A 13864-nucleotide genomic window follows, 5' to 3' on the forward strand; every position below is an offset into this window, starting at 1 on the left:
CGCCTGCCATAGGTCATGGAAAAGGCCTAAGTTTGGAGAATTCCAATGTACTATCGCGCCCATGGCAACGCTCTCTGTAAGCCTCGATCGCGCCGGACGCATCCCGCTGTCCGCGCAAATTTACGGCTCGATTCGAAGTGCAATCGAGTCGGGTCAGCTTGCCGCCGGCGCGCGGCTGCCCTCGTGGTCCGACCTGGCTGCCCAGCTCGGCGTGTCCCGGGGCACCGTGCGGGCCGCCTATGAGCGTCTGATCGACGAGCAGTTCGCGATCGGCTTGGGCGCTGCGGGCACTCGGGTAGCCACGCGTCCCTTGCCGGCGACAACCAAATGGTCGCCGGACGCACCACCGCTTCCGGATCTCTTTTACGACTTCAGCACGGCGCCTTTGGCGTTTCAGATGGGCGTGCCCTCCCAGGACGCCTTTCCGTTCAAGCTGTGGTCGCGTATTCAGTCTCGTGCGGCGCGCCGGGCTGCAGCGGCTCCCGTCGGCTATCCTGATCCGAGGGGCGAGCCGGAGTTGCGACAGGAGATCGCCTCGTATCTTGCCGTCTCACGCGGGCTTCGATGCAGTCCCTCGCAAGTATTCGTCACGGCAGGATTTGCCGGCGCGCTCAACCTAGCGATTCGCGGGTTGCAAATGGAAGGCCGACAGGCTTGGATAGAAGATCCTGGCTTTCCTCTAACCCGTACTGCGCTGGGGCTGGCGGGGATGACCGTGGCAGGGGTGCCCGTGGAAGCGGACGGGCTCGATATCGACGCAGGGAGCCGCATCGCTCCTGAAGCTTCCCTTGCAGTGGTGACACCGGGCCAGCAAGCGCCACTCGGAATGACAATGTCACTCCCACGACGTATCGCATTGCTCGACTGGGCAAAACAGCGGGACGGCTGGATCATCGAAGACGATTATCTCGGTGAGTTGCAGCTGAAAGGACGGGCCGCACCGGCACTCGCCTCGCTCGATCCGGACGGTCGGGTACTTCACATCGGCACCTTCAGCAAGACGATCAGCCCGGCACTGCGTCTTGGATTTCTTGTTGTTCCGCTCTCCATGGCGCGCCGGCTCGGCGAAATCGCGGCGAGCCTCGCGCCTGCCCCGACTGCATCCGTGCAGCATGCCGTAACGGAGTTCATGCATGACGGGCACTATCTCCGCCATCTGCGGCGTATGAAGCGCCTCTACGCTGCCCGACAGACCGCGCTAGTTCGTTGTCTGAATGAACTGGCTTCGGAATCAATCAGCGTCCATGCCGCGGCAGGCATGACTGTGGTAGCCGCGCTGCCTCAATCCGTATCGGATACGGATATCGCTTCCCGGGCGCGCCTATTCGGGCTGGCGCCGGTTCCTCTCTCGCCTTGGTATACCCGCAAGCCCGCGCAACAAGGCCTGCTGCTCGGCGTCACGAATTCGGATGAAAGAACGGTGGCGGCCAACTGTTCTCGCCTCTTGGAAATCGTCCGCGGGCATCACTGAGGGACCCGCGAATCCGGCCCGAGCTCGCTTCTTGGTGCATCGAAATTGTTCGTTCCTGGTGCTTTTGCGTGCCCCAACGTCGCATGACAATGGAGCAACACAAAGGAGCAGACATTATGACCATCCAATCTATCGCGAGAGCTACCGGCGCAGCCATCGCCTTCGCCATCGCCGTGCCGGCGTCGGCGCACGGGGGGACCGAAACGGTCACACCGAACTTTCAGCACGCCATTCCCAACGTTCTGGGGAAGTCGTTGACCGCTGTCGTCGTTGATTACCCGCCGGGGGCGGCGTCATCCGTCCACAGGCATGCGGGCTCAGCTTTCATCTATGCCTATGTCGTGTCGGGCGAGGTCGAGTCGCAGGTAGATGACGGTCAGAAGCGCGTCTATCACGCTGGCGAGAGCTTCTTCGAAGAGCCAGGCGCAGTTCACCGTATAAGCCGCAATGCGAGCACAACAAATCCTGCAAAGTTGCTCGCCGTCTTTATCGCGGACAGCAAAGACCAAGCCCTGACTATCCCTATTAAGTAGACCACCTCATCAAAGAGTCACATTATGAGCAAGCGTCTCGATTACACAAAGATTGCGCCCGCGGGCGTCAAAGCTCTTGGCGGCGTCTACGGCTACGTCATGCAGAGCGACCTGTCGCCGGTTCTCGTGGACCTCGTCTACCTGCGCGTGTCGCAGATCAACAACTGCGCCTATTGCCTCGACATGCATACGCGCGATCTCCTCCAGAAAGGCGTGAAGATCGAAAAGCTGGCGCTCGTGCAGGCTTGGAGGGAAGCGGGCCATCTGTTCGACAACCGCGAGCGCGCAGCACTCGCATGGGCGGAAACGGTCACGCTGGTGGCGCAGACCGGTGTCCCGGACGAGTCGTACGAAGCTGCCCGTACCGCGTTCAACGAGCGCGAACTCGTTGACCTGACCATCGCGATCAGCCTCATGAATACCTATAACCGTATGGCAATCAGCTTCCGAAACACGCCCCAGGCTGTCCGGGAAGAGTAACCGCCACACGTCTTACACAGCAAAAAAGCGCCTCGGATTCGGCACACCGAGCTTTTTTCAAACGCAGTTTTTGATGCGCTTCTCCGCTAGCGAATTCGACGGCGGAGTAAGTATCCTTGGAGTCATCAGCATGACGATCATCGCAGGCATCAAGGTGCGAACGCCGCTCGACGCTTCCTTCACAATCACCGCGTTCCCGAAGACGAAATCGATCTGGTAAGGGACACCTTAGCGTTGCACACAACCCCGGTATTTCGCAATAAAAAAAAGCCTGTGGTTCAGCTGGTGACGGCAGGCGTCGCTTTGGACGTCCTCGGCTTTGCCTACGATGAATTCACCGAAGAGCAGCGCTTACAGGTGGTCAACGCTCACCCTCGCGGAGAAGACCTCGAGGAGCAACTCATCGATGCGTTCAACGAGGGAATGAAGCGTGTAGTTGCAGGTCGACCATCGTCCGCGCCGTCTTAGTTGGCATCGTGTGACAACCGTGGGGGCAGATGTTGTAGCTATCACTCAACCGACGGGAATGCCGTGTGAATCTATCTGCTCTTGAGAAGGACCTGGATCATGAAAATCAGTAGCTTTTTACGCACGGCTTGCGCCGTGCTTCTTATTTCCATCTTATCGATCGTTCGAGCAGCTGAAGTGCGCGCCGCTGACCGGGCCCCTGCGCCGGACCTTCCAGTCCCCGAAGCGGCGGGCAGGCTTTCGGACGTCGCGATCCCCGACAGCAAGTTGACACGCGACGCAGCGCGATACATCCGCGATTCCGAGGGAGACTTTCTTTTCCAGCATTCAACACGGGTCTATTACTGGGCTGCCTTAGCAGCGCGACGAAGCGGCATACCTTACGACCCGCAACTCCTGTACGTCGCGGCAATGTTTCATGATTTCGGCTTGACGGAGGGGTATTCCCAGAGCCATATGCGATACGAAGTCGACGGTGCCAACGCCGCGCGGGAATTCCTGCGAAGCCACGGCATTTCAGAAGCCCTCATCGAGCAAGTTTGGCTTGCCATTGCACTACATACAACGAACGGTATCCCTGCGCAGGTATCGCCGCTGGCCGCACTCGTTGCTCAGGGAGCCAACATGGACCTGGTGGGCGCCGGCTATGACGGTTTCAGCTCCGACCAGCGAGACGCCGTCGAGACGGCCTATCCTCACCCGCCTGGCTTCGCTGAAGCATTCATGCGTGCTCTCTATGACAGCCTTAAGCATCGCCCCGAAACCACCCAGGGAACCGGTTTGGCGGATGTAATGGCCTATGAAGATCCTCACTTCGTCCGTCGAGACTTCAGCGCTCTCATGCGCAACTCCCCGTGGGCCACAAGAAGATGATCGTCGAACTCGCGGTTGCGGTAGTCGGCCGCACAAAGAAAGCCGGACAGGTGTCGGATGTCTGAAGCAAACCGGCCGTTGATGCGTCAATTGCCGCGTATCGTTAACCGTCTAACAGCTGGCCGAACCCGGAACGGACTGGTCGCCCAACTTCCCTAGGCGACCCGAAACGACACTTTGAGCCGCCAGATACGAATCGACCACATCCTGGGGCGGATTCAACCGGTCGATGCAACACAATGAACTCTGCTTAAGCGGCGGGAGTGTCGCGATGAAACAGAGACGCCGGAACTATTACAGCGAGAGCCAGAAAGCGCTGATGTGGGAGCGCTGGCGTGCGGGCGAGTCGCTGCAGCACATTGCGCAGCTGTTTGATCGCAATCATTCATCCGTGGCGGAAATTTTGGCGCAAACTGGAGGAATTCAGCCTCCACCGCGACAGCGATCGAAGCGGTCGCTCACGCTTGCTGAGCGCGAAGAAATCTCAAGAGGTATCGCAGCAGAACATTCGATCCAGTCGATCGCACGGCACCTGTCGCGAGCGCCTTCCGCGATCTGCCGGGAGATCAAGCGCAACAGCGGCGAGAAAGGCTATCGGGCGGATTGCGCCGATCAGCTTGCCTGGCAGCGGGCGTTGCGCCCGAAGGTGTGCAAATTGGGCACGAAACCAGCGCTGGCAAAGATCGTGGCCATAAAGCAGCAACTGCAGTGGTCACCGCAGCAGGTCGCCGGATGGCTAAAGCGAACATGGCCGGGCAACGAGGATCTCCACGTGTCGCACGAAACGATCTATCGAACGCTGTTCATTGAGGCACGCGGCGCGCTGAAGAGAGAGCTATTGGAGCACCTGCGGCGCACTTCGTGCCATGCATCGATCACGTCATCACACGCAGTAGACTGAGAATCATGGCCGTATCCGCGATGCGGTTTCGATCAACGAACGTCCCGCTACTGATGAAGACCGCGCGGTTCCGGGGCACTGAGGGCGACCTCCTATGCGGTAGCTGTAACAGTCAAATTGCCACGCTTGTCGAGCGACACACGCGCTATGTCATGCTCGTCAAGATTGACAGCAAGGACAGTGAAACGGTGGCTAAGGCGCTCATCAAACACGTGGGGAAGTTTCCCCAGGAACTCTATAAATCCCTCACCCGGGATCGGGACACGGAGATGGCGGGACACAAGCGGTTCACCGTTGCCACCGACGGCGACGTGTATTTCTGCGATCCTAAACACCCATGGCATGGCGCCGGCATGGTCGATGTAATCGGGAGTGTCCACGATCGGGGTCACGTTGTGACGACGCGCCGAGCGCCGTAATCGCGCGAAGCATCCGTTCAGCACGAGCCGTGACAGTCATGTGAACAATTGCGAATCGCCGCGTAACTGGTTCATCGACCGTTACGCTTGCAGATACGCATCCTGTTGCGCATCTTCCGCTCCGGTATCGGTGCGCAAGGTTGCGCGAGCCATGCGATAGAGCCGGCGGTTGTGCCGCCACATCAGCAGTTCAAACGCAGCACGACGGCTGGCAATGATGCGCCGCGCAATGCCAGTTCGTCGTCGGTGGTTTCAGCATTCGTCATCGTCTTCCTCGTACGTTCAGGACCGCGTTCATTGTCGGATGCAGCATGAATACGCGTAGCGTCCCGTCTCGCGCGCCACGGCGCAAGCACGAAGTTCGTCAGCCAATCTTGTTCTTGTTATAGACATCGATAAAGACAGCCGCCAACAGAACCAATCCCTTGATCACCTGTTGATAATCGATGCCGATACCCATGATCGACATGCCATTGTTCATCACGCCCATGATGAACGCGCCGATCACCGCACCCATCACTTTTCCCACGCCTCCCGATGCAGACGCTCCGCCAATAAAGCATGCGGCAATGACATCCAGCTCGAACCCCGTACCGGCTTTCGGTGTCGCGCTGTTAAGACGGGCGGCGAAGATGAGGCCAGCGAGCGCCGCGAGAATGCCCATATTGACGAACGCATAGAATGAGATGCGCTCCGTGTTGACGCCGGAGAGCTTCGCCGCCTTCACATTGCCGCCAACTGCATAGATGCGCCGGCCAATGGTCGTTCGGTTCATCACAAAGGTGTAAGCACCGATGAGCACACCCATGATCATGAGTACCGTGGGCATGCCTCGATAAGACGCCAGCAGATAACTGAAATAAACGATGAAAGCGGTCAGCACCACGTTCTTGGCAATGAACATTCCGAACGAGCCGCTATCGACCCCATGCTTCGCCGCCTTGCTCCGTTGACGCGACTCGATGTAGAAGAATGCGAGACCAACTAGAAGGCCGAGCAGAAGCGAAGTGATCCGGAGGTGCTGGCCGTTGAAAAAATCGGGGATGAAGCCGGAACTGACAATGGCGAACACGTCGGGGAAAGGACCGATCGATTGGCCTTGCAGCAAGGTGATGGTGAGTCCGCGGAACACGAGCATGCCCGCGAGGGTCACGATGAACGAGGGCATCCGCCAGAACGCGACAAAATAGCCTTGCGCCGCGCCGATCAATGCGCCTGCGGCCACGCAGATGAGCGTCCCTAGAACAGGATCGAAGTTCCACTGGACCATCAGCAACGCCGCGAGCGCGCCGATGAATCCCGATGTCGAACCCACCGACAGATCGATCTGACCGGCTACGATCACCATCAACATGCCGAGTGCCATGATGACGATATAGCTATTCTGAAGAACCAGGTTCGTCAAGTTCAGCGGCTGCATTAAGGTGCCGTTCGTGGACACCTGGAAGAATCCCATGATGATGACCAGCGAAACGACGAGGCCATATTCGCGCAGCCCGCGCTTGAGCGATTGGGTGTATTCCGTATTTCGGCCCTTCGTTTCAGGCGTTACGGAAGTTGGAAGAGTCTCGCGCATTTCAGTTGGCTCCGTTTCTCATGATGGCACGCATGATTTTTTCCTGGCTCGCTTCGGCGCCCGGCATTTCGCCGACGATGCAGCCCTCGTTCATGACGTAAATTCGGTCGCACATGCCCAGCAATTCAGGCATCTCGGAAGAAATCATGACGACGCATTTGCCGTCACTGGCCGCCTGATTGATGATCGTGTAGATTTCGTACTTCGCCCCGACATCGATTCCGCGTGTCGGCTCGTCTAGGATGAGCACCTCGGGTGCCGAATGCAGCCACTTGCTCAACACAACTTTTTGCTGATTGCCGCCGGAGAGATTGCCCACTTTCTGACGGATGTTGTGGCATCGGATGCGCAGCTTTTCCTTGTAATCCAACGCGATCGCATTTTCCTTATGCTCGTCGACGACGGTAAAGCGGGAGATCGCTTTGAGATTGGCAAGCGAGATGTTCTGCTTGATGTTGTCGTCCAGGATCAGGCCCGCGCCCTTGCGGTCCTCTGTCACGTACGCAAGACCATGCTTTATTGCTTTCGGCACGGTGGACACGTCGACTTCTTTTCCGTTCAACCTGACGGAGCCTGAAACGCTCTTACCGTAAGAGCGGCCGAATACGCTCATCGCGAGTTCGGTCCGTCCGGAGCCCATCAGCCCCGCTATGCCGACGACTTCACCGCGTTTCGCATGGAAGTTCACGCCCTTGATGACGATGCGGTCCGTCTGGCTCGGATGACGCACTGTCCAATCGCTTACCTCGAACATCGTCTCGCCGATCTGCGGCGTTCGCGGCGGATAGCGGTCGTTCATCTCGCGTCCGACCATCGCCTTGATGATGCGGTCTTCGCTGATCGCTTGCGCCTTGCAGTCGAGTTCGTCGACGGTCGAGCCATCGCGAATGACGGTAATGGCGTCGGCCACCCGCGAGATTTCATTCAGTTTGTGCGAAATGATTATGGCGGTCACGCCTCGCTCGCGCAGCTCCATCAGAAGCGTAAGCAGCGTGTTGCTGTCCTTTTCATTGAGGCTCGCAGTCGGTTCGTCGAGAATCAGGAGCTTGACTTCCTTGGACAATGCTTTCGCAATCTCGACCAGTTGCTGTTTGCCGATGCCGAGCGCGACAACCCGGGTATCTGGCGAATCGCTGAGACCGACTTTCGCGAGCAGTTGCCGGGTCCTCCCGTAGGATGTTTCCCAGTCGATCACGCCGCCCTTTGCCTGTTCATTGCCGAGGAAAATGTTCTCGGTGATGGAGAGCATCGGAACCAGCGCCAGTTCCTGATGAATAATGATGATGCCCGCGAGTTCGCTATCGTGGATGCCGGCGAATTTGCGTTCCTCTCCGCGATAGACGACTTTTCCCTCATAAGTCCCATGCGGATAAACCCCGCTCAGGATCTTCATGAGAGTCGATTTGCCGGCGCCGTTTTCTCCGCAAATCGCGTGAATCTGGCCTTTGCGGACCGATAGATTCACGTTGTTCAAAGCTTTGACGCCGCCAAAGCTCTTCTGAATGCCCCGCATTTCCAGAATCGTATCCATATCCTTCTAACCAGTGGCGTTGGAGGCCGACAGGCGCATCCGGACGGATGCCCTGCCGGCCAATCATTCGAAGCCCGTTCGTATCGCGCATGGCTGTGCGATGACAACGCACCGGGTCTTACTTCAGTTGGGCTTCCTTGTAATAGCCACTCGCGACGAGGGTCGTCTTCCAGTTGCCGCTATCAACCAGAACGGGTTTCAGCAGGTAGGTGGGAACGACCTTCACGCCATTGTTGTAGGTCTTCGTGTCATTCACCGGGACGGTCTTCTTGTTGAGCACCGCGTCAGCCATTTCGACGGTGGCTTTCGCCAGTTCGCGCGTGTCCTTAAAAACCGTGGTCTTCTGATCGCCGCGAATGATCGCTTTCACGCTCGGAATTTCGGCATCCTGTCCGGTGATGACGGGCATGGGCTGTTGCGCTGTGCCATAGCCGACGCCCTTGAGTGACGAAATGATGCCGACGCTGATGCCGTCATATGGCGACAGCACGGCGTCCACATGCGCATTGCCGTAATACGCGGAAAGAAGATTGTCCATGCGGGCCTGAGCGGTGGCGCCGTCCCAGCGGAACGTCGCGACCTTGTCGAATGCAAGCTGTTTGCTGCGCACGACGAGCTTGCCGTTGTCCATATACGGCTTGATGACCGACAGCATGCCGTCGTAGACGACGTGCGCATTGTTATCGTCAGCCGAGCCCGCGAAGATTTCGGCGTTGGCGGGCGTCTTCCGGTTATTCAGGTCGAGCGACTTGACGACCGAGTCGGCCATCATCGCGCCGACGCCGAAATTATCGAACGTCGCATAGTAGTCGACGTCCCTGGTGCCGCGAATCAGGCGGTCATACGAGATCACCTTGATGCCGCGCGCCTGACCTTGCTCAGCGTGTTCGAGAGGGTGGTGCCGTCGATCGGCGCGACGACGAGAATCTTCACGCCCTTGGTGATGAGGTTCTCGATCTGGGCAATCTGGTTCGGGACTTCGTCCTCCGCATACTGGAGATCCGCCTGATAGCCTTTGGCTTTGAAAGCATCGACCATGCTTTGACCATCGGAGATCCAGCGAGAGGACGACTTGGTGGGCATCGAGATGCCTACGACGCCCTTGTCCTCGGCGTTGGCATAGGGTGCAGTGGCGCAAAGAGCCAGCGCGAGGGTAGCGGTGATCAGTTTTAGCGATTTCATGTTGTCTCCTGGTGTCTCACGTTTTAGTTGATGCATGACTGCTTGGGAGCCCGCCTCTGCTGCATCAAAGGAGGCGTGGCGATTAGCGAAGCGTAGTTGACCTGGGACGGAATTCAGCGCCTGACCCGATTGCCGCCGTGGTCGGCCGATTGACCGTTACCCTGTTGCCATGACTGTGGCGACGGAAATGCCGCGCATGTTTGAGCGACGTCGTGCAGATCCCGGTGCATGGAGCGGGAAGACCCGATGCCGTTTGATTCGCGAGATCCAGAGCGTGGTAGTAGTCATCGGCGGCCAGGACAACTGCGACCGGTCCGAAGATATCGTCCCGAGCGATCTGCATCTCAGGCCCGCCGAGAAGCAACGTCGGCTCCATGAAATACCCACGCGTCTCGCGCTCAATTGCGCGACCGCCATGAATCAGCGTCGCCCCTTCCTTTATCGCCATCGCGGATGCATCGAGATTGCGCTGCAATTGGCTGTCGTTGGACACGGGACCGATATCGGTTCCCTTTTTCAACGCATGATCGATGCAAAGCGCGGAAAGCCGGGCGAGCAGTGCATCGGTGAACGCATGTTGAATACCCTGTTCGACGATCAGCTTCGACGCCGCCGCATGACGCTGCCCGTTCAGGCCGTACGCACTCTGGATGGCCACATCGACGGCCGTGCTCAGATTTGCATCGTTCAACACGATCAGCGCGCTATGTCCTCCCGTGTCCAGATGGACCTCCATCTGACGCGCGGCGCTGGCTCGCAACACGCTCGTCCCGGTCGTTGTCGAGCCGCTGAAACTCACCGCTCGAATCATCTCATTGGCCACCAGACGCGCCCCGGCAACGCGCCCGCTGCCCAGTACGAGGTTGAATACCCCGGCTGGCAGGCCAGAACGGTCGATGATGTCCGCCAGCGCCCACGCACAACCTGAGACAAGCTCGGCTGGCTTGAACACCACGCAATTGCCCGCCCTGAGCGCAGCGGCGATTTTTGCGGCCGGGATCGCCAGTGGAAAACTCCAAGGCGTGATGACCGCGACGACGCCGAGCGGTTCGCCCGGCTGATGCGCGGCTTCTTCAGCGAAAACCCGAAAGACCTGACCGGCGTGAATGACTTCATCGATTGCGTCGGGCAAGGTCTTGCCCTGTTCGCGCGCCAGCAGACAACCCAGTTCCGCGCGACGCGCATGCAATTCGCTGCCGATCGCATCGAGCGCGCGCGCACGGCGGGCGGCGCTGGCCCGCGACCAATCGCGCCAGGCAGCGCTCGCCGAATCGACCGCAGCGTCCACCATTCGGGCGTCGGCGCGCGCGTATTCGCCAACGGGCTCATCCAGATCCGACGGATTGACAGAAACACCCGTGGTCGCACTGGTTGTCCAGCCGCCGTTCACATAGTGCTTCAGCACCCGAGGAAGATGCGATTCGCGTTTCATGTCGAGGCGCGTTTCCGACTCATGGATAGATCGACGGTCGGATTCTAAGGAAGCCCCCGATTCCTTTCCAATCACTTTTTTGCCAGCATCGATACCAAAGCGGGTATGTCAAGCAAGTTGGAAAACAAAATCGGAGTGCAACGTTGAGACAGGGATATTCGAACTGGTTTGTGCGCGCGCGCCTCAAGACGCGCCAGTTGTTGTTGCTTGCCGCGATGGAAGAGGAGGGCAACGTGCGACGCGCGGCCGATGTGCTCGGCATGACGCAGCCCGGCGCATCGCGACTGTTGAAGGAACTCGAGGATGTGCTGGAGGTGCGGCTCTTCGATCGCACGCCGCACGGCATGCACGCGACGCTATACGGCGAAGTGATGATCCGCCACGCGCGCATGGTTCTGTCGAATCTCAACAAGGCCCAGGAAGAGATCGCCGCGCTGCGCGTCGGGCTCGTGGGGCAGGTGCGTATCGGCGTGATCGCGGCCGCGGCGGCGAGGATGGTGCCGCTCGCCATTGGCCGCGTGAAGGAACAGTACCCTCTGCTGCAGATCTGGTTACAGGTGGAGACATCGGATGTGATGCTGCCGCTCGTGGCGCAGGGTCAGCTCGACATCATGATCGGCCGCGTGCACGAACAACATGGGCAATTGAAAGATTCGGTGCAGTACGCGCCGATCGCCGATGAGCCGCTTTGCGTGGTCGTGCGGCCGGGACATCCGCTGGAGGACACCGCGGAACTGACCATGCGCGACATCGTGAATGCGGAGTGGGTTTTGCATCCGCCTGGCAGTGTGCTGCGTCATCGCATCGATATGGCTTTCGCCGAGCTTGGGCTGAATCCGCCGCAAAACGTCGTGAACACCAATAACTTTCTTGCGATCTCGAGCTTGCTGCTTCAAAGCGACATGCTCGCCGTCGTGCCGGATGAAGTCGCCCGGCAGTATGAGCACTTCGGAACCTTGAGGCGTCTCGCGATCAATTTGTCTTACGGGATGGACGCCTTCGGGATCATCACGCGACAAGATCATGCGCTGTCGCCGCCGGCGTCGGTTGTGTTGCATGCGTTGCGCGATGCTGCCGCCGAAGTCTATGGCGTGCGGCGTGAGCGTTGAGCGAGTGACGAGCTGCGCGCTTTCCCGTATATCGATCCTGGTATTGGGATCGCCGAATAAGTGATTGGACCAATATGTCCGGGCGCGGCTAATCTTCTCCGCGAATCTTGCCTTCATATTCGAGAACATCCATGTCTGACAAAAAACGCACGCTCCGTTCCTCTCAATGGTTCGGCACCAACGACAAGAATGGCTTCATGTATCGAAGCTGGATGAAGAATCAGGGCATTCCCGATCACGAATTCGACGGCCGGCCGATCATCGGCATTTGCAATACATGGTCCGAACTGACGCCGTGCAATGCACACTTCCGCAAGATTGCCGAGCACGTGAAGCGCGGCGTCTACGAAGCGGGCGGCTTTCCCGTCGAGTTTCCGGTGTTCTCCAATGGCGAATCGAATCTGCGCCCCACGGCGATGCTTACGCGCAATCTCGCCGCGATGGACGTCGAAGAAGCCATTCGCGGCAATCCCATCGACGCCGTCGTGCTGCTCACCGGCTGCGACAAGACCACGCCCGCGCTGCTGATGGGTGCGGCAAGCTGCGACGTGCCCGCGATCGTCGTCACGGGTGGCCCGATGCTGAACGGCAAGCTCGACGGCAAGAACATCGGCTCGGGCACGGCGGTGTGGCAACTGCATGAATCGCTGAAGGCGGGCGAGATCGATCTGCATCAGTTTCTGTCGGCGGAAGCGGGCATGTCGCGTTCCGCTGGCACCTGCAACACGATGGGCACCGCATCGACGATGGCGTGCATGGCCGAAGCGCTCGGCACGTCGCTACCGCACAACGCCGCGATTCCCGCCGTCGATTCGCGCCGTTACGTGCTCGCGCATATGTCGGGCATTCGCATCGTCGAAATGGCGCTCGAGGGCTTGACGCTCTCGAAGATACTCACACGCGAGGCCTTCGAAAACGCGATACGCACGAACGCCGCGATCGGGGGCTCGACCAATGCGGTGATTCATTTAAAGGCGATCGCGGGACGCATCGGCGTGCCATTGGAACTGGAGGACTGGACGCGCATCGGGCGCGATACGCCGACCATCGTCGATCTGATGCCCTCGGGCCGTTTCCTGATGGAAGAGTTCTATTACGCGGGCGGTTTGCCGGCCGTGTTGCGCCGTCTTGGAGAAGCGAATCTCCTCCCGCATCCCGATGCGCTCACCGTCAACGGCAAAACGCTGTGGGAGAACGTGAAGACCGCGCCGAACACGAATGACGAAGTGATTCGCACGCTCAACAATCCTTTGATCGACGATGGCGGCATCCGCGTGCTGCGCGGCAATCTCTCGCCGCGCGGCGCGGTGCTGAAACCTTCGGCGGCGAGTCCGGAACTGCTGAAACATCGCGGGCGCGCAGTCGTGTTCGAGAACCTGGAGCATTACAAGGAGCGCATCGTCGATGAATCGCTCGATGTGACCAAGGACTCCGTGCTCGTGCTGAAGAATTGCGGCCCGAAGGGTTATCCGGGCATGGCGGAAGTGGGCAACATGGGCTTGCCGCCGAAGCTGCTGCGTCAGGGCGTAAAGGACATGGTGCGCATCTCCGACGCACGCATGAGCGGCACCGCGTATGGCACGGTGGTCCTGCACGTCGCGCCCGAAGCGGCGGCGGGCGGGCCGCTTGCCGCCGTGCGCGACGGCGACTGGATCGAACTCGATTGCGACGCGGGCACACTGCATCTCGACATCAGCGACGAAGAACTCGCGCGCCGCATGAGCGATCATCAGCCGCCGCGTGTGCATGGCGATGGGGGTTACGCGCGGCTCTACGTCGATCATGTCTTGCAGGCCGACAAAGGGTGCGATCTCGACTTCCTCGTAGGTTGCCGCGGTGCGGCGGTGCCGCGCCATTCGCATTAACGCACTTACGTTCTTCGAATCAAC

10 protein-coding genes and 3 pseudogenes are annotated in these 13864 nt (G+C 59.3%); 8 read left to right on the forward strand and 5 right to left on the reverse strand.

The window, feature by feature from the left end:
- The first annotated feature begins 61 nt into the window (after positions 1 to 61).
- The 6 genes and pseudogenes from pdxR to BG60_RS29380 all read left to right on the forward strand — a co-directional run.
- Positions 62 to 1471 carry a MocR-like pyridoxine biosynthesis transcription factor PdxR gene (gene pdxR, locus BG60_RS29355; RefSeq protein ID WP_008345132.1) on the forward strand — a complete coding sequence of 470 codons (1410 nt, stop codon included), beginning with the start codon at positions 62 to 64 and terminating at the stop codon, positions 1469 to 1471.
- A 116-nt stretch (positions 1472 to 1587) separates the two neighbouring features.
- Positions 1588 to 2004, forward strand: a complete 417-nt coding sequence (locus BG60_RS29360) for a cupin domain-containing protein (protein ID WP_008345133.1) — start codon at positions 1588 to 1590, stop codon at positions 2002 to 2004.
- Positions 2005 to 2028: 24 nt separating this feature from the next.
- Complete coding sequence (locus BG60_RS29365) at positions 2029 to 2484, forward strand: carboxymuconolactone decarboxylase family protein (protein ID WP_008345135.1); 456 nt, start codon at positions 2029 to 2031, stop codon at positions 2482 to 2484.
- 234 nt (positions 2485 to 2718) lie between these two features.
- Complete coding sequence (locus BG60_RS37260) at positions 2719 to 2952, forward strand: hypothetical protein (protein WP_326929448.1); 234 nt, start codon at positions 2719 to 2721, stop codon at positions 2950 to 2952.
- 99 nt (positions 2953 to 3051) lie between these two features.
- Complete coding sequence (locus BG60_RS29375; protein WP_008345138.1) at positions 3052 to 3825, forward strand: HD domain-containing protein; 774 nt, start codon at positions 3052 to 3054, stop codon at positions 3823 to 3825.
- 271 nt (positions 3826 to 4096) lie between these two features.
- Positions 4097 to 5067: pseudogene (locus BG60_RS29380) on the forward strand (IS30 family transposase); the annotation flags it as partial.
- Between the two features lie 30 nt (positions 5068 to 5097).
- Here the strand turns inward: BG60_RS29380 and BG60_RS39715 are convergent.
- The 5 genes and pseudogenes from BG60_RS39715 to BG60_RS29405 form a co-directional block, all read right to left on the reverse strand.
- Positions 5098 to 5411, reverse strand: a pseudogene (locus BG60_RS39715) (RNA polymerase sigma factor); the annotation flags it as partial.
- A 98-nt stretch (positions 5412 to 5509) separates the two neighbouring features.
- Positions 5510 to 6721: a multiple monosaccharide ABC transporter permease gene (gene mmsB / locus BG60_RS29390; RefSeq protein WP_008345146.1), complete on the reverse strand. Its 1212-nt coding sequence runs from the start codon at positions 6719 to 6721 to the stop codon at positions 5510 to 5512.
- 1 nt (position 6722) lies between these two features.
- Positions 6723 to 8252 carry a multiple monosaccharide ABC transporter ATP-binding protein gene (gene mmsA, locus BG60_RS29395; protein WP_008345148.1) on the reverse strand — a complete coding sequence of 510 codons (1530 nt, stop codon included), beginning with the start codon at positions 8250 to 8252 and terminating at the stop codon, positions 6723 to 6725.
- A 118-nt stretch (positions 8253 to 8370) separates the two neighbouring features.
- Positions 8371 to 9434, reverse strand: a pseudogene (chvE, locus tag BG60_RS29400) (multiple monosaccharide ABC transporter substrate-binding protein).
- Positions 9435 to 9516: 82 nt separating this feature from the next.
- Entirely contained in the window at positions 9517 to 10866 is a 1350-nt protein-coding gene (locus tag BG60_RS29405; RefSeq protein WP_008345151.1) for an aldehyde dehydrogenase family protein, read from the reverse strand.
- A 143-nt stretch (positions 10867 to 11009) separates the two neighbouring features.
- Between BG60_RS29405 and BG60_RS29410 the strand changes: the two genes are divergently transcribed.
- Positions 11010 to 11975: a LysR family transcriptional regulator gene (locus tag BG60_RS29410; protein WP_008345153.1), complete on the forward strand. Its 966-nt coding sequence runs from the start codon at positions 11010 to 11012 to the stop codon at positions 11973 to 11975.
- A gap of 131 nt (positions 11976 to 12106) precedes the next feature.
- A complete protein-coding gene (locus BG60_RS29415) occupies positions 12107 to 13840 on the forward strand; it encodes an IlvD/Edd family dehydratase (RefSeq protein WP_008345155.1) in 1734 nt (577 codons plus the stop codon).
- Positions 13841 to 13864 lie beyond the last annotated feature (24 nt).

It is taken from the genome of Caballeronia zhejiangensis (genome assembly GCF_000698575.1).
GTDB classification, from domain to species: domain Bacteria; phylum Pseudomonadota; class Gammaproteobacteria; order Burkholderiales; family Burkholderiaceae; genus Caballeronia; species Caballeronia zhejiangensis.